This is a genomic window from Chishuiella sp., from assembly GCF_032109125.1.
GTDB lineage: Bacteria > Bacteroidota > Bacteroidia > Flavobacteriales > Weeksellaceae > Empedobacter.
This window is the reverse complement of record NZ_DAMCLZ010000008.1, coordinates 91,444-109,103: the sequence shown is the minus strand read 5'-3', so window position 1 is coordinate 109,103 and position 17,660 is coordinate 91,444. Positions and strand designations below refer to the sequence as shown.

Annotated in this window: 11 protein-coding genes; 7 read left to right on the top strand and 4 right to left on the bottom strand. The window is 28.6% G+C overall.

Going from position 1 to position 17,660, the window contains the following annotated elements; all coding sequences use genetic code 11:
* Nucleotides 1-10 precede the first annotated feature (10 nt).
* A complete protein-coding gene (locus RT575_RS10040) occupies nt 11-1,300 on the top strand; it encodes a TolC family protein (protein WP_313580577.1) in 1,290 nt (429 codons plus the stop codon).
* Between the two features lie 63 nt (nt 1,301-1,363).
* Here RT575_RS10040 and RT575_RS10035 read toward each other — a convergent pair whose 3' ends face one another.
* On the bottom strand, nt 1,364-1,798 hold the full coding sequence (locus RT575_RS10035) for a DoxX family membrane protein (RefSeq protein ID WP_313385816.1): 435 nt from the start codon (nt 1,796-1,798) through the stop codon (nt 1,364-1,366).
* An 81-nt stretch (nt 1,799-1,879) separates the two neighbouring features.
* Nucleotides 1,880-2,479, bottom strand: a complete 600-nt coding sequence (locus RT575_RS10030; RefSeq protein WP_313580575.1) for an SMI1/KNR4 family protein — start codon at nt 2,477-2,479, stop codon at nt 1,880-1,882.
* A gap of 210 nt (nt 2,480-2,689) precedes the next feature.
* Here RT575_RS10030 and RT575_RS10025 point away from each other — a divergent pair, with 210 nt between their 5' ends.
* The 6 genes from RT575_RS10025 to RT575_RS10000 all read left to right on the top strand — a co-directional run bounded on the left by RT575_RS10025 (nt 2,690) and on the right by RT575_RS10000 (nt 15,814).
* Nucleotides 2,690-5,398 carry a TonB-dependent receptor gene (locus RT575_RS10025; protein ID WP_313580574.1) on the top strand — a complete coding sequence of 903 codons (2,709 nt, stop codon included), beginning with the start codon at nt 2,690-2,692 and terminating at the stop codon, nt 5,396-5,398.
* 13 nt (nt 5,399-5,411) lie between these two features.
* Nucleotides 5,412-6,632 (top strand): DUF4876 domain-containing protein, encoded by a 1,221-nt coding sequence (locus tag RT575_RS10020; protein WP_313580573.1) that lies wholly within the window; start codon nt 5,412-5,414, stop codon nt 6,630-6,632.
* 15 nt (nt 6,633-6,647) lie between these two features.
* Nucleotides 6,648-8,171 (top strand): DUF6850 family outer membrane beta-barrel protein, encoded by a 1,524-nt coding sequence (locus tag RT575_RS10015; RefSeq protein WP_313580572.1) that lies wholly within the window; start codon nt 6,648-6,650, stop codon nt 8,169-8,171.
* Nucleotides 8,172-8,335: 164 nt separating this feature from the next.
* The gene (gene gltB / locus RT575_RS10010; protein WP_313580570.1) at nt 8,336-12,838 is read left to right on the top strand and encodes a glutamate synthase large subunit; all 4,503 of its coding nucleotides are present in this window, start codon (nt 8,336-8,338) and stop codon (nt 12,836-12,838) included.
* A complete protein-coding gene (locus RT575_RS10005) occupies nt 12,838-14,265 on the top strand; it encodes a glutamate synthase subunit beta (RefSeq protein ID WP_313580569.1) in 1,428 nt (475 codons plus the stop codon). The genes gltB and RT575_RS10005 overlap by 1 nt, the downstream gene beginning before the upstream one ends.
* A 205-nt stretch (nt 14,266-14,470) precedes the next feature.
* Nucleotides 14,471-15,814 (top strand): ammonium transporter, encoded by a 1,344-nt coding sequence (locus RT575_RS10000; RefSeq protein ID WP_313580567.1) that lies wholly within the window; start codon nt 14,471-14,473, stop codon nt 15,812-15,814.
* An 89-nt stretch (nt 15,815-15,903) separates the two neighbouring features.
* Here the strand turns inward: RT575_RS10000 and RT575_RS09995 are convergent, their stop codons facing one another.
* Together RT575_RS09995 and tsaD are read right to left on the bottom strand one after the other, a co-directional pair.
* Nucleotides 15,904-16,611, bottom strand: coding sequence for an RsmE family RNA methyltransferase (locus RT575_RS09995; protein ID WP_313385823.1), 708 nt, complete (start codon nt 16,609-16,611; stop codon nt 15,904-15,906).
* Complete coding sequence (gene tsaD, locus RT575_RS09990) at nt 16,611-17,630, bottom strand: tRNA (adenosine(37)-N6)-threonylcarbamoyltransferase complex transferase subunit TsaD (protein ID WP_409515954.1); 1,020 nt, start codon at nt 17,628-17,630, stop codon at nt 16,611-16,613. The genes RT575_RS09995 and tsaD overlap by 1 nt, the downstream gene beginning before the upstream one ends.
* Between the last annotated feature and the right edge of the window lie 30 nt (nt 17,631-17,660).

Here is a 17,660-nt window from a genome sequence, read left to right as displayed (position 1 = left end):
TATTCTTAATATGAATTTTAAATATTTTTTATTAATGGCAGTGCTTTTCTCTTTTATAGGGAAAGCACAGCTTTTATCAATTGATGATTGTATAAAAATAGGAAAAGAAAATCAACCAGATTTTAAAATACAATCAGTTATAATAGAACGTAAAAAAGAAGAAAAACGCTCTTTTGGTTCTCAATTTTTACCGAGTATAGACGCATCTTTCTCACACGCCTATAACTTTGGTTCATCTATCGATCCTGCAACAAATACACGCGAGCCATCAAATATACAATCAGATAATATTGGAGTAAATGCACAAGTTAATTTATTTGATTTTTCTAAGTGGAATAGAACAAAAATTCAGAATCTGAATATAGAGATAGAAAAAATGGAATTCGAAGTAATAGAAAACCAATACGAACTATTAGTTTTAGAAAAATTTATGGCAGCATTAGCACTTCAAGAATGGCAAAAAGTATTAAAAAAACAAATAATAAATGCAGAAAACCAATTAAATAGAATAACAAAAGAAGTCGAAGAAGGACGACGTCCTAAAAGTGATTGGTACGATATTAATGTAATTTATTTACAAGAAAAAAATAACTTAGAAATAGCGTTGAATAATGAGGTTGTAAAAAAAACAGAATTAATACAATTACTTAATATAAATACTGTCGTAGCAGAAGATATAAACCTAATACGACCAATATCACTAGATACGTTAAAAATAAATCCTGTTATCACAAATTACCCAAGTCTCAAAAAAATAGATTTAGCAGATACAAGACTAGAAAAAGAATATACACAATTATTATCCAATTATTTACCAAGTGTAAATCTTAATTATTCTTATGGAACCTTTTATTCACAAACTATAAAAAGTTTAGGAGATACGAGTTTCAATTTTGGTCGTCAGTTAAAAGACAATAAAAGTCAGTATATAGGATTAAACTTTTCTGTACCTATCTATTCAAAAGGAAATAATAAACAACTTCTAGAACTAAAAAAAATAGAGCAAAATTTAAATAACGAACTTAAAATAAAAGAAGAAAAACGTCTTAATGACTTATTTTCAATAGAAAAAAAGAAATTACAATTACTTGAAAATCTAGATCAATCTCTTCAAGAAATTGTAAAAGCATCGGAAGAATCGTTAGCAACAACAGAATCCAAATATATTTTTGATAAAGTTGATGCATCAGTATACAAAATAGCAAAAAATCAACTTCTTAGTGCAAATTATAATGAATTAAATAATGAATTCGATAAAATATATATCCAATATCAACTACAAATTCTAAGCAACAATTAATGTTTTTTTTAGGATTTTTTTGCAACAAATTTATTATTGTCGAAGGAGTTGCCTAAATAAATATTACAGTTTTTTTTTAATTAAATTATCTATTGTTATAAAATATTTTGTTTGATTTGCTAATAAAAATGAGGCAGCAAATCCTATCCAAACAGAGTAATCTAAAGAAGTTTTTATACTAAAGGATATTGCCATACTTAATGAAAAACTCAATAGTAAAAAACTTGTTAAGTAAGACGCTAATTTTATTTTATAACCAATAATTAGCATAATAGATAAAATTATTTCAAGAAAAGTAGCAATATAAGCACTAGTAGTAGCTAATTTTTCTGGTACAAAATAGATAAGTTGTTTAGTGTATAATTCAAAATTTTTCCAATTTCCCCATGTCGAATTATTTTTCCAAATTGACAAACGATCAGCAACTGCAGATAACATTGTAACTCCTAGAGCAAATCTTAATAAGAGTTGAGAAATTATGATTTTATTCTTTGTCATGAATAGCATTTTATAATGGAGCAAAGTTTGAAAATCTAAATCACAAAAATCTTAAGATAGCTTAAGATTTTATAAATTACACTACATTTCGTCTATGATAAAATCATATTCATTTTCTATTAATTTTTTTAGATAATCATCAAAACTATCAGCAATTACTGTAAATTCATCAGGATCATGTAAAAAACGAACAATTTGCCCCTTCGTTCCTTTTTCTGAAGGTGTAAAATCTATAAATAATTGGGAAGTACCTCCATTGTTCATGCAATCAGAAAAATGTAACCATTGAATATTTTTAATTGAGTTTGTTATTTTATCATCTACAATAACTTCGTCATATTTTCTTTCGATATAATCAGTATAATATTCAATGATCTTATTTTTATTTTCTATCATTTCTAATGATGAAAGTAGATAATAAGGATATTCATAGATATCTGATCCAAGAAAATAAAATGCAATTTTTTCATTTGCATATTCTGTAAAATATGTACCATCTACATATTCTAATAAATTAAGTAATGATTCTGGAATAGATGGATATAAAGTTTTAATTTTTAGTATATTTTCTAATGATGCTCCATGTTTTATTTTTTCAAAATAATCCCATTCCTCAGAATTATTATTTGAATAATAAGCTTTTTTTAATCCTTCTATGTAATTATTTACAGTGTTATTCATGATAATTATATACAAACAAATTTAAGTAATTATATACAATTGGGAATTTATTTATATCGAATAGTAGGTAATAAATGTCATTTAAATTTATTTAGATTAATTAAAAATAAAAATTACTTTTGCGCCTTTAACACATAATAAATGAAATCTCATTTTTATATATTTTTTTATATAATATTCTCTACAATTTTGTATTCTCAGAATAATAGTTTGCAAATAGAATTAAAAAATGAAAATAATACATTGACTAATGATGTGAAAGTAACATTAAAATCAGAGGAAGGTAAAACTTTAGAAATTTTTACAAATAACAAGGGAATAGCTATATTTACTGATCTTGATAGAAAAAAATATTCACTTCATATAGAATCTATAAACATAGAATCAATAAATGATGAAATAGTAATTAATAAGTTTTCTACAAAAAAAATATATATAACAGAATCTCTTATCAATAATCTCCAAGAGGTTGTTGTGACAGCTAAAGAATCGAAGGGGTTAACTAGTGTGTCCATTATTGATGAAAGAGCGATGCAGCATTTACAACCTTCTAGTTTTACTGATTTATTAGAACTTTTACCTGGAGGGAAAGCAAAGGATCCTATTTTTAACCAAACAAATTCTATCAAGCTAAGAGAAACAGGGATAAGAGATGGATCAAATAATTATTCAACATCATCTTTAGGGACTAGTTTTATTGTCGACAATATTCCTAAAAATGTTAACTCTAATTTACAATTTACAGAAGGAACTTCTTTATCAATAAATCAAGGTAATTCGACAGGATATTCAGATGCAAAAAGAAATAGTGTTCCGAAAGGTGTCGATATGCGTTCTATTTCAACAGATCAAATAGAGCGTGTAGAAATAATAAGAGGAATACCTTCTGTAGAATATGGAGATTTAACAAGTGGAGTGGTAAAAATTATTCGAAAAAAAACGCCATCAAATTTGGAAGCAAGGTTTAAGGCAGATGCTTATAGTAAATTATATTATTTAGGAAAAGGTATAGGAATAGAAAATAAAAAAATAAATTTGAATTTTGGAATTGATTTCTTAGATGCTAAACCAGATCCTAGAAATGATTTGGAAAATTATAAGAGAATAACAGCATCTATGCGAGCCTACAAAACGTGGGATAATTCTTTTTCTACTCTCGATTGGAATTTAAATCTTGATTATACAGGTTCTATTGATAATGAAAAGACAGATCCAGATAATTCTTATTCGCTTATAGATAAATATAAATCTAGTTATAATGATTTTAATATTTCGAGTATACTTGATTGGAATTTTAAGGAAAGTAAATTCTTGAAGAGTATTAATTTTTATTCATCAATATCTCAACAATTTGATCAAATAAATCAAACAAAATTAGTTCAATTAACTTCAGCTACCGCAGTTCCAAACTCAGTAAAGGAAGGAGAAGCTTATGGTACTTTTCTAGAACCTAAATATATTTCTCATTTACTTGTAGATGGTAAACCTTTAGATTTATACTTAAAATTAATAGGAAATTTTGATTGGAAATGGAGTAATTTAAGAGCTGGTCTCGAATGGAAATATTCAAAGAATAATGGGAAAGGACAAGTATATGATCCTTTACGTCCTCCATCGCCAGAAATGTATTCAAGAAATAGATCATACAAGTCTATTCCTGCTATACAAGATTTTTCTTTATTCGCAGAAACAAATAAAAAGTTTAAAATAGAAAAGCATCAATTCGAAATTTTAGCGGGAATCAGGAGTATAACTTCTCCTGGAATAAGTGACAAATATTATTTAAAAAATAAATATTACTTCGATCCAAGAGTAAATGTTCAATGGAAATTACCTAATATTTATATTAATAACAATCCTCTTAAAATAGATGTTACAGCTGGTTATGGTGTACATACTAAATTACCTACACTTAGTATGTTGTATCCAGAAAATAGTTATTTAGATTTTGTTCAGTTTAATTATTATCATGATAACCCAGCTTATAGAAGAATATACCTTAAAACTTACATAACAGATATCACAAATTATAATTTAGCTGCTGCAATTAATAAAAAATGGGAAGTAAGGACAGATCTGGAATATAAAGAGATTAATTTTTCATTGACTTTTTTTAAAGAAAAAATGAATTCTGGATTTAGAAATATGACTGATTATAGATTGTTTACTTATAAAAAATTTTCTGTAGAAGGAATAGATCATACTACAATTACAGAAGCACCATCTGTTGAAAATTTATCATATACAAATCAATCTTTATTAGAAACATTTAAAAAACAAGATAATGGAAGCACAATAGATAAAACAGGTATAGAATTTCAGATTAGTACTAAAAGATATTCTGAGATAAACACAAGGTTAACATTAAATGGAGCTTGGTTTAAAACAAAATATACGAATAGTTTACCTATTTATATGAGGAATGATAATATAGTAATTAATGGAAAACCTACCCCATATTTAGGTTTGTATTTAAATGATGATGGTTTTTTAAACGAGACATTAAATACAAATTTAATGGCAGATACTTATATACCAGTTTTAGATTTGGAATTTTCTACTTCTGTACAAATTATGTGGTTTTCTTCTTCTAAAAATATAAAAAAAAATGGAACTCCAATAGCATACGTAGATCAAAATGGAATTCAACACTCTTATGAAGATGCAGATAAAACTGATGCAAATTTAAAATGGTTGAATTTATCTTATAACGAAAATGCATTTAAAAAAATTAAAACACCTTTCGAAATGAACATAAACTTTAAAGCGTCAAAAGTTTTCTATAAAAGTTTTCATGTCTCAATGTTTGTAAATAGATTACTTAATTACTATAAAGAATATGAATTCGAAGGACAAAAAATAGGACGTAAGAGCCTTACATCACCTTATTTCGGGATGGAACTTAATATAAAATTATAAATATTAACAAATTATGCAAAAATTACTAAACAGATTTAGTTTAATGACCTTATTATCTGTGTTTTTACTTTTTTCTTGTAACAATGATGATGATAATAGTTTAACATCTTCTAATGTATCACTAGTTTTAACTAGTAAATTATCAGATGATATTCAGAGTGCTGAAATTCTTGATATGAATTATATATTCAAAGAATTAAATACAGGAAAAACGACTGAAAAATCTATCAATGGAACAAAAGAATTAACAATAGATTTACCAACGGGAACTTATGAAATATCAGTTTCTGGTAAAATAAATTACGAATTAGATGGAACAAAATTAACCAAGAATGTAACTGGTTATATAGCTTCTGAAGCAATAACCTTATCAGATAAAACAAAATCTATTCAATTATTCATAAAATCAGAGAAAAGCGACTTAATGATAGAAGAAATATTTTTTACAGGAACAGTAACTCCAGAAGGTAAACAATATTTAGGAGATAGATATTTTAAGATTCATAATAATTCTGATGATATATTGTATGCAGATGGTTTACTTATTATACAATCAGAATTTATGACAGTAGAAAAACAAGATTACAGACCAAATATTATGGCAACAGATTTTGCCGCTGGTTCTATAATTATGCTACCAGGTAGTGGAAAAGAATATCCTATTAAACCAGGTGAATCTATTATTATTGCAGAAGATGCAATTAATCATAAGGAATATAATCCAAATTCAATTGATTTGAGAAATGCAAATTTTGAAATTTATGACGAAGAAATGGATGATGTAGATAATCCTTCAGTAAAAAATACTATTTCAATTTTTTCAAGTATGACTATGCATAATAGAGGATTTACAAGTTATGCAATAGCTAGATTACCAGAAGGTATGACAGTAAACCAGTATATAAGCGAATATAATTATTCATATGAATATGATTTTGTATATGATGGTCAAACGTTTCCTATGAGCAACGATGCTTATAGAGTACCTAATGATTGGATTATAGATGCTGTGAATTTAAGTGCTAAAATTGGTTTCCAATGGATTGTTACAGCACCTTCTTTAGATACAGGATGGACATATTGTTCTTCTAATGAAAGTGATAGTGCTCGTTATGGAAAATCTGTAAGAAGAAAAATATTATCAGTTTCTATAAATGGAAGTCAAATTTTGGTAGATACAAATAATTCTACTGTAGATTTTATTCCACAAGCAAAACCTTCATTATTCAATTAGATTAATAACATAGTCATGAACTTTCGTTTCACAAATTATATATTTTTTGTTGTATTAAGTATTTTATCCATTTTCATGAAAGGGCAAAATATACATATAGATAATCGCATAAATAATAATTCGCCTATCAATATATTTTTTGATTCTATTAACACTAATATATCTGATCAAATTCTTAATAAAAAAATTAATTATACAGAATTGAATAGTAATTATTACAATTCTAAGCAAAGTAATTATTTATTACAAAAAGGTAATGGTTTGAAAAATGTGTCATTCAATGTTAAATCTAATTTTTTAATTGACTCATTGAACTATGTATGGGGAAATGTTTCTTATAAAAATGGAACTAGAAAAAATGTAAAGTGGAATGAAAGTTCTGATTATAATAGAATATCGCCTTATGTAATGGCAGACTCTGTAGGAGGAAATTTATCATTAGAAGAATACAATATAGAAGGAGGGTATAATCGAAAAATGAATCGATTTAATTTTGGTTTACTAGTTAATTATAAAGCCTTGATAGAATCAAGAAATAGAGATCCGAGACCTAAAAATATAGTTTCTGATCTTAACTTTAATATGGGATTATCTTCTAAAATTTATAAAGAAAATATATTGTCATTAAGTATATTATTAAATAAATACACACAGTCCAATGACTTAAAGTTTTTTAGTCAGTTAGGAAATTCAGAAACTTACCATTTATCAGGATTAGGAATGTATAATAATATGTTTGTTGGTAGTAGAAATAGAGCTTATTTTGATGGAAATGGTTATGGACTTCAATTATCTTTTTTTAATGCTAATAAAAAAGGAATAATGGCTACAATAGGTTTCTCTAATTTATCAACAGATAAAATTCTAACTGATTTACAAGACCTTGTAATTTCTAATATAAATGAGATTGCTTATAATTTTGATGTATCTTATATGAATCCAGATTCTAATTTATTTAAAGGAATTAGGATTAATGGAAAATTAAAAGATAGAAAAGGTAGAGAAGGTATTTTTTTTAATGAAACATCTTCTAATTATAAAAAGATAGATGAGGTTCAAAAATATTCTTATGAAAGTAAATTAATAAAATTATCCTCTCTTTTTGGGTTAACAGACAAAAGTAAAATGAAAAACATATCATTTACTCCGTCCATTATTTATTCTTCCTCTGAAGAAAAATATTTTGATCCATCAATTAAACAACGTTTTGAAAACATAACTTCTCAGATAGAATTTAGTTTTATGTATAAATGGAATGAAAAATCACTTACCAATTTTGGTATTAATTTAGGTACAAAACAGAATTTGACACATGAATGGAATTCTAGTCATTATTATTCTATGCAATCAATTCAAAATATGATGATTAATAATTACCAGTACTTATCATCTAATAATATATTTTTTAATTTAAATTTCAGACAAGATTATTCAATAAATCAAAAGTATTCTATTTTTTTAGATGCAAATTATTATTATGCAAACTATAAATCTGGTAATAACACACAACTTCAATTATCATTAGGCTTATTTTTTTAAAATAAATAATTTAAACTTTAGTTAGGATATGATTATTTAATTTATTAATAATTCAACAAAAACGACTTAAAAATAAAATTAATTTATTTTTAAGTCGTTTTTGTTATTTTTAGTTTTGTTTTGGAATTTATTTTTTGCATATTTAATAAATTAAATAATAGTTTATGGAAATGGAAGAGAATTTTGGACTATATCAACCTGATTTTGAGTTTGATTCTTGTGGTGTAGGTTTTGTAGCAAATACGAAAGGAGTTAAAAGTTTTAAAATTGTAAGCGATGCAATTACGATGTTAGAAAATATGGAACATCGTGGTGCAACTGGTTATGAAAGTAATACAGGTGATGGAGCTGGAATTCAAATTCAAATTCCTCATGAATTATTATTTGATGAAGCTTTAAATAATGGAATTGATCTTCCTGATCCAGGTTTTTATGGAGTTGGAATGTTGTTTTTTCCTCAAAATAAATTTATTAGAGAAGAGTGTAAAGAAATTATTCAACAATCAGCAGATAAGTTAAATATTAAAATATTGGGATATAGACCTGTTCCTGTAAATAATTTAGACTTAGGGGATTTAGCAAAAAGTGTCGAACCAGTAATGGAAATGCTTTTTATTGAGAGGTCATATGATATTGATACAGAAAAAGATTTTGAACGAAAATTATTTGTTTTTAAAAATTATATAGCACATCAGGTTACAAGTGTTACAAATAATGATCCTATAGGTTTTTATGTAGCTTCTTTTTCATGTAAAAAAATTATTTATAAAGGTCAATTACGTTCTGTACAAGTTCGTGATTATTTTAAAGATTTAACAGATCCTAGAACACGTTCTGCTTTTGGAATGGTTCATTCTAGGTTTGCAACAAATACTTCTCCTACTTGGAGTTTAGCTCAACCTTTTAGATTTATAGCTCATAACGGTGAAATAAATACAATTGGAGGTAATTTAAATTGGTTAAAATCATCAGAAAAAACATTTCAAAGTCAATTTTTTACTCCTCAAGAGATGGATATGATTCTTCCTTTGACAAAACCAGGTCAATCTGATTCATCTTATTTAGATAATATGGTTGAGTTGCTTTATCATTCGGGACGTTCACTTCCTCATGTTATGATGATGCTTGTTCCTGAGGCTTGGGATGGGAACGAACAAATGGAGGAATATAAAAAAGGTTTTTATGAGTTTCATGCTTGTATGATGGAGCCTTGGGATGGACCAGCGTCTATTTCATTTACAGATGGTGATATTATTGGTGCAACGTTGGATCGAAATGGATTACGTCCGTCAAGATATTGTATAACTTCTGATGATATAGTAATAATGGCTTCAGAGTCAGGGGCACTTCCTGTAGATCCTTCAAAAGTAATAGAACGAGGTCGATTACAACCAGGGAAAATGTTTTTGGTTGATATGAGGAAAGGTAAAGTTGTGAGTGATGAAGAATTGAAAAAAGAAATTTGCTCTTCAAAACCTTATCGTGACTGGCTGGATAATATGAATATAAATATAAAGGAACTTCCAAGACCGAGAGTGAGATTTAATCGTCTTGAATCGGATGATATTGTGAAGTATCAAAAAGCTTTTGGTTATTCGCGTGAGGATTTGAATATTTTATTAAAAGAAATGTGTGCTACTGGTAAAGAACCAATTGGTTCGATGGGGTTTGATGCTCCTTTGGCAGTATTAAGTGAAAAACCTCAACACTTAAGTTCTTACTTTAAACAGCTTTTTGCTCAAGTAACAAATCCTCCAATTGATCCAATTCGCGAACGAATGGTAATGTCATTGACAACAATTATTGGTGGAAATGGAAACTTATTAGAAGAAGATAAGAGTTTTGCTCATTCTATCCGATTAGATTCTCCAATATTAAGTAATGAACAATTGGAAAAATTGAGAAGTGTAGATACAGGAAAATTTCAATCAAAAACTATTTATACCTATTTTAAAACTGATGGAAAAGAAGGAGGTTTAAAGAAGGCAATAGATAGAATTTGTCGTTATGCGATAGATGCAGTTGATGATGGTTTTCAGGTTATTGTTCTTTCGGATCGTTCGTTAGATTCTCAACATGCTGCAATTCCATCTTTGTTGGCTTGCTCGGCAGTACATCATCATTTAATTCGGAAGGGAGTTCGTCGAAAAATAGGGATTGTTATGGAAGCTGGTGATGTATGGGAGGTTCATCATTTTGCAACACTTTTAGGTTACGGGGCTACAGGAATTAACCCTTATTTGGCTTTAGCTTCTATAAGGCAAATGTATAACGAAGGTGAACTTGATCAATTAGAGGAATTAGATCAGTTAAAATACAATTATAAAAAAGCTGTTGGAGATGGATTGTTAAAGATATTTTCTAAAATGGGAATTTCTACGTTGCAATCATATCATGGCGCTCAAATTTTTGAAATTATAGGGTTAAATAAGTTAGTTGTAAACACTTGTTTTACTGGTTCTGTATCAAGAATTAGTGGGATTGGTTTTGATGAAATAGCTAAAGAAGCTTTAGCAAAACATTTTAAAGCATTTGGTAAAGATGAGTCGACTCTTTTAGATGCAGGAGGTATTTATCAATGGAAAAAAGATAATGAATATCACCAATATAATCCTCAATCAATTCATTTGTTACAGCAGGCTACGTGGAATAATAAGTATGATGTTTTTAAGAAATATTCTCGTGTTGTAAATCAAATTTCAGAAAATGCAACGACTCTGAGAGGATTGTTAGATTTTAAAAATGATCGTGAATCTATTTCAATTGATGAAGTTGAGTCTTTAGAGTCAATATTAAAGCGCTTTGTTACAGGAGCGATGTCTTTTGGTTCAATTTCTTGGGAAGCACATACAACACTTGCTATTGCAATGAATAGAATAGGTGCAAAAAGTAATTCTGGAGAAGGGGGAGAAGATGAAAATAGATATTTAATCAAAGAAAATGGAGATAATCTTCGTTCAGCTATAAAACAGGTAGCATCTGGTCGATTTGGTGTTACTGCACGTTATTTAGCTGAGGCAGAAGAAATTCAAATTAAAATGGCTCAAGGGGCAAAACCTGGTGAAGGAGGGCAACTGCCTGGACATAAAGTTGATAATTGGATTGGTAAAACACGGCATTCAACTCCAGGAGTTGGTTTAATTTCTCCTCCTCCTCATCATGATATTTATTCAATTGAAGATTTAGCTCAGTTGATTTTTGATTTGAAGAACGCAAACAGGCATGCTCGTGTTTCTGTAAAATTAGTTTCAAAAGCTGGTGTAGGAACTATTGCCTCAGGTGTGGCAAAAGCTAAAGCAGACCATATTTTGATTTCTGGTTATGATGGTGGTACTGGAGCTTCTCCAATTAGCTCAACTCGTCACACTGGTTTGCCTTGGGAGTTAGGAATAGTTGAGTCTCATCAAACATTAATAAAAAATAAATTACGACAGCGTGTTACATTACAAGTTGATGGTCAATTAAAAACGGGTAGAGATATAGTTATAGCGACTTTACTAGGTGCTGAGGAATGGGGGATAGGAACTTCTGCTTTAGTTGTTGAAGGTTGTATTTTGATGAGAAAATGTCATTTAAATACTTGTCCAGTTGGTGTGGCAACGCAAGATGAGAAATTACGCCAAAAGTTTACTGGAAAAGTTGAGCATTTGGTTAACTATTTTACATTTTTAGCAATGGAAGTACGTGAATTAATGGCTAGTTTAGGTTTTAAAACAATTGATGAAATGGTTGGTCAATCTCAATGTTTAGAACGTAAACATGATATTAATTTTTGGAAACATAATCAAATAGATTTAGAACCTTTATTGCATAAAGTTGAAACTGATTTATCTATTATTAAGTCAGAGGAACAAGATCATGGTTTATCGGATTCACTTTCATGGGAAATGTTAGATTTATCACTTGATGCATTGAAAAATAATGAAAGAGTACAAGCTTGTTTATCAATAAAAAATACAGATAGAACAGTAGGTACAATTCTTTCTCATGAAATAACTAAGATTTACAAATCAGAAGGAATGCGATCAGGTTCACTTCAATTTAAATTTAAAGGAACAGCTGGGCAAAGCTTCGGAGCTTTTTGTACGAATGGAATGGAACTTTTATTAGAAGGTGATGCAAATGACTATTTTGGTAAAGGTCTTTCAGGAGCTAAACTAGGTGTTTATCCAGATGATAATGCAATAATCAATGCTAATGAAAATAGTATTATAGGAAATGTTGCTTTATATGGAGCAACTTCAGGTAAAGTTTTTATTAATGGAATGGCAGGAGAACGTTTTGCAGTTCGTAATTCAGGAGCTACAGCTGTTGTTGAAGGTATTGGTGATCATGGTTGTGAATATATGACTGGAGGTACTGTAGTTATTTTAGGTGGAGTTGGACGAAATTTTGGAGCAGGAATGAGTGGAGGAATAGCTTATATATGGGATATTAATAATTCATTGAAAGATAATTTTAATCCTGATATGGCTAACCTTGAAGAAATAACTGAAAATGATAAATCGATTATTGAAACATTGGTAAAAGAACATTTTGAAACAACAAATAGTACTTTAGCTGAATACCTTTTAGCTGATTTAGAAACTAATTTTCAGTTTTTTACAAAGGTTTATCCAAGAGAATATAAAAAAGCAATTGAGAAAAAAATAAATTTATTAAAATAATGGGAAGAGCAGATGGATTTTTATTGTTTGAAAGGAAAACTCCTAAAAAACTAAAAGTAGAAGATAGAATAAAGAATTTTAAAGAATTTTCAACAAAACCTTCATCAGAACTTCTTAATGAACAATCAGCAAGATGTATGAACTGCGGTGTTCCTTTTTGTCAGAGTGGTTGTCCATTAGGAAATGTTATTCCAGAATTTAATGATGCTGTATATAAACAACATTGGGAGAAGGCATATAATATTTTAATTTCTACCAATAATTTTCCTGAATTTACAGGAAGAATTTGTCCTGCGCCATGTGAAGGTGCCTGTGTTTTGGGGATTAATAATTTGCCTGTTACTATAGAAGAAATTGAAAAAAATATTATAGAAATAGCTTTTGAACAAGGTTTTGCTAAACCTAAAATTCCTAATTTAAGAACAGGTAAAAAAATAGCTGTGATTGGTTCTGGTCCTGCAGGATTAGCTACAGCTTATCAGTTAAATCAAAAAGGACATTATGTGACAGTTTTTGAACGAGATGAAGAAATTGGTGGTTTGTTGCGTTTTGGTATTCCTGATTTTAAACTAGAAAAAACTGTAATCGAAAGAAGAAGAACTTGGATGGAAGATGAAGGAATTCGTTTTCGTACAAGTTGTAACGTTGGTATTGATTATTCTGTAGAAGAATTGAATAGAAATTTTGATGCAATAGTGCTTGCATTAGGAAGTACTGTTCCTAGAGAGTTAAATATTCCTGGTAAAAATGCAAAAGGTGTTTATTATGCAATGGATTTTTTGTCACAAGCGAATAAGAAAGTAAGTAATATTCCTTTTTCTGAAGAAGAAATTAATGTAAAAGGTAAAAAAGTTGTTGTTATTGGTGGAGGAGATACAGGTTCTGACTGTATAGGAACTTCTAATCGACAAGGGGCTGATGTTATTTCACAAATTTATTATAAGCCAATTCTTCCTACAGAAAGAGATAAGTCAATGCCATGGCCAACTTTTCCTATGACATTACAAATTACTTCTTCTCATGAAGAGGGTTGTGAAAGAAAATGGGCAGTTAATTCGAAAGAATTTATAACTGATGATAATGGTCAGCTTATTGGATTAAAGTTGATAGAGGTTGATTGGGCAAAAGATGAAGAAACAGGAAAATTCACTTCTTATTTTGAAAAACCTAATTCTGAATTTATTATTGAATGTGATATTGCTTTTATTGCTTTAGGTTATGATCATGTTCAACATAAAGGATTGGTAGAAAATTTAGATATTAATTTAGATCCTAAAGGAAATCTTATAGGTAATGATAAAGAATATAAAACAAATCAATCAAAAGTTTTTTCTTGTGGTGATGCTAGACGAGGACAAAGTCTTGTAGTTTGGGCAATCCATGAAGGAAGAGAATGTGCTGAACAAGTGCATAAATTTTTGAGTTAATTTTTTTCTCTTTTATTAATTAAGATAGCGAATAATTATTATTCGCTATTTTTTTTGTAAAAAAATAATATTTTATGAAATTATATGTTTTTTTAAGGGGTGTTTTTTATTTTTTTTTAAAAATTTTTTAAAAAACTATTAAAAATAAAAGGGTAAATTTATTATAAGTCATATTTTTTTATATTTTTGAACAAAAATAAAACTTATGAAGGTTGGGTTGAAATGGAAGATAGCTTTCGCAATCATTACATTAATAGCAATTGCTGGTTTGTTTTGGAAACCAGTTGTAGATATTCCTGGAACAGGAGAATTTTTAGGAGAAGAAAATATAGTTGGATCAGATGTAGCATGGATATTAGCTGCTGCTGGCTTAGTTTTATTAATGACTCCAGGTTTATCATTTTTTTACGGTGGAATGGTGGGTAAAAAAAATGTTATTTCTACAATGCTACAAAGTTTTATTGCTTTAGGAGTAATTTCTATCCTTTGGGTGGTTGTAGGTTTTTCACTTTCATTTGGAGAATCTATAGGTATTACTATAGATGGAGAGCATTACGGATTAATAGGTAATCCTCTAACTTATCCATTTTTTAATCATGTAGGTGCGTTTCCTCACAAAGAAATGGCTTCAACAATTCCATTTGTTTTATTTGCTTTATTTCAAATGAAATTTGCTGTAATTACGCCAGCGTTAATAACTGGTTCATTCGCGGAAAGAGTAAGATTTATATCTTACTTATTATTTATGATTCTATTTTCTTTAATTATATATACACCACTTTGTCACATGGTTTGGCATCCAGAAGGATTGTTAAATAAATATTTCGGAGTAAAAGATTTTGCAGGAGGAACAGTGGTTCATATGAGTGCTGGTTTTGCTGCTTTGGCAGGAGCTTTAGTTTTGGGTAAAAGAAAAAATAGAGAACATAAACCAGCGAATATTCCATTTGTCTTGTTAGGAACTGGAATGCTTTGGTTCGGATGGTTCGGTTTTAATGCAGGTTCTGCTTTAGGTGCAAATTCTACAGCAGCACTTGCTTTTGGTACAACAACAATAGCTTCAGCTTCAGCAATGATGACTTGGATTTTATTTGATAGAATAAATGGTAGAAGTGTATCAGCAATGGGAGCATGTATAGGTGCAGTCGTTGGCTTGGTAGCTATAACTCCAGCTTGTGGTTTTGTAACTATTCCAGAAAGTTTGTTTATAGGTTTTATTACTGCAATAGTTTCAAATTATTTGATGAATTGTAAATTATTGAAAAAAATAGATGATACATTAGATGTTTTTGCTTGTCATGGAATGGGAGGAATTATGGGTATGATTTTAACTGCTATTTTTGCTCATGGAGAAGATGCAAGTTTATTACATGGCGGTTTTGGTGTTTTTGGGCATCATATGGCTGCATTATTATTAGTATCATTATTTACTTTTTTTGGCTCATTAATTATCTACAAGTTAACAGATAGTATTATTCACTTAAGAGTAAGTGATAGAGCAGAGTTTGAAGGTTTGGATATCTCTCAACATAACGAGAGTATAGATTAATTCATATTCATAGAGGTTTTGTATTTTTGACAAAAAGCTGACTTTTTTAGTCAGCTTTTGTTTTTTTTATAAATAATGAACTCTTTTTATTATCCTAATTCCCAATCTGTACCAAATACAGCTTGTAAAGCAGCTGTTTCAGTTCTAAATCTTTGTTGACCTAAGCTGATTCCTAAAAAATTATTTGATTCAGAAGTTTTTATTTCGTCTTTTGAAAAATCACCTTCTGGGCCTATTAAGATTAATATTTTTTTAGGTTTTTTATCTAGAATATTTTTTAAAGGAACTCTTTCAATATCTGTTTCACAATGAGCAATACATTTCTCGAAGTCACTAAAATTTAACTTTATGAATTCATTAAATTTTATAAGATCATTTATTTTTGGTAAATAAGCTTTTAATGATTGTTTTGTAGCTGATTGTACAATTTTTTCAATACGTTCGATTTTTATATTTTTCCTTTCAGAGTGATATGTTTGTAAAAAAGTAATTTCATCAATACCAATTTCAGTAGCTTTTTCAAGAAAAAACTCTAATCTTTCCATTGTTTTTGTTGGTGCAATTGCAATGTGTAGATAATAGTTTTTCTTTTCGAATTCAGTTTTTAAATCGATAATTTTACCTTCTACAACTTTTTTTGAAATAGAATTAACTTCTATTTCTGCAATTTTCCCTTTACCATTAGTTACATGTACTAAGTCACCTTCTTTTCCTCGTAATACTTTTGCAAAATGATGACTTTCTTCCTCGTTTAGAATTGCTGAATTTTCGAATATTTCCCCAAAGAATAATTTCATTATATATGATATTTAGCAACAGATTTTGTTGTGTTTTCAGTAAATATTTTGTGATTATATTTTAAGGTTCCAACCATAGCTATCATTGCAGCGTTATCAGTTGTGTAAGCAAATTTTGGAATAAAAGTTTTCCATCCAAATTTATCTTCTCCTTCTAAAAGGCGTTCTCTTATTTCAGAATTTGCAGAAACTCCTCCAGCTATAGCAATTTGTTTAATTCCAGTTTGTTGAATAGCTTTTTGAACTTTATCCATTAAAATATTAACAATAGATCGTTGTATAGAAGCACATAAATCATCAATGTTTTCTTCAATAAAATTTGGATTATTTTTTTGTTCTTTTTGAATGAAATATAGAACTGAGGTTTTAAATCCACTAAAGCTGAAATTTAATCCTTCAATTTTAGGTTTGGCAAATGTGAATTTTGTAGGGTTACCAATTTTAGATTTTTTATCAATAATTGGTCCTGCCGGATAAGGTAGGTTTAATATTTTACCTGCTTTATCAAAAGCTTCTCCAGCAGCATCATCAATTGTTTCACCTAAAATTTCCATATCGAAATAATTGTTGATTTTAACTATTTGTGTATGTCCACCACTTACAGTTAAACATAAGAATGGGAAAGTAGGTTTATCTATATTAGCATCATCAATAAAGTTAGCTAATATGTGTGCTTGCATATGATTTACCTCTATTAGTGGGATATTCAAAGATTGACTAAAAGATTTAGCAAAACTACCTCCCACTAAAAGAGATCCCATTAATCCAGGTCCTCTTGTGTAAGCAATTGCTTTTAAGTCTTCTTTTTTTATGTTTGCTTGTTTCAGTGCTTGATCTACAACTGGTACAATGTTTTGTTGATGTGCTCTTGAAGCTAATTCAGGAACAACACCACCATATATTTCATGAATTTTTTGACTTGCAACAACATTTGATAGTATTTTATTTCCTTCAATTATTGCTGCGCCAGTATCATCACAAGAAGATTCTATTGCTAAAATATAGTTTTTATCGCTCATAATTCCTTGTAGAATAAAATTTATAACTTA

Coding starts and splice junctions, on each gene's coding strand:
- RT575_RS10005 (WP_313580569.1), top strand. CDS start 12,838: ATGGGAAGAGCAGATGGATTTTTATTGTTTGAAAGGAAAACTCCTAAA.
- RT575_RS10040 (WP_313580577.1), top strand. CDS start 11: ATGAATTTTAAATATTTTTTATTAATGGCAGTGCTTTTCTCTTTTATA.
- RT575_RS10030 (WP_313580575.1), bottom strand. CDS start 2,479: ATGAATAACACTGTAAATAATTACATAGAAGGATTAAAAAAAGCTTAT.
- RT575_RS10035 (WP_313385816.1), bottom strand. CDS start 1,798: ATGACAAAGAATAAAATCATAATTTCTCAACTCTTATTAAGATTTGCT.
- RT575_RS10015 (WP_313580572.1), top strand. CDS start 6,648: ATGAACTTTCGTTTCACAAATTATATATTTTTTGTTGTATTAAGTATT.
- gltB (WP_313580570.1), top strand. CDS start 8,336: ATGGAAATGGAAGAGAATTTTGGACTATATCAACCTGATTTTGAGTTT.
- RT575_RS09995 (WP_313385823.1), bottom strand. CDS start 16,611: ATGAAATTATTCTTTGGGGAAATATTCGAAAATTCAGCAATTCTAAAC.
- RT575_RS10000 (WP_313580567.1), top strand. CDS start 14,471: ATGAAGGTTGGGTTGAAATGGAAGATAGCTTTCGCAATCATTACATTA.
- tsaD (WP_409515954.1), bottom strand. CDS start 17,630: ATGAGCGATAAAAACTATATTTTAGCAATAGAATCTTCTTGTGATGAT.
- RT575_RS10020 (WP_313580573.1), top strand. CDS start 5,412: ATGCAAAAATTACTAAACAGATTTAGTTTAATGACCTTATTATCTGTG.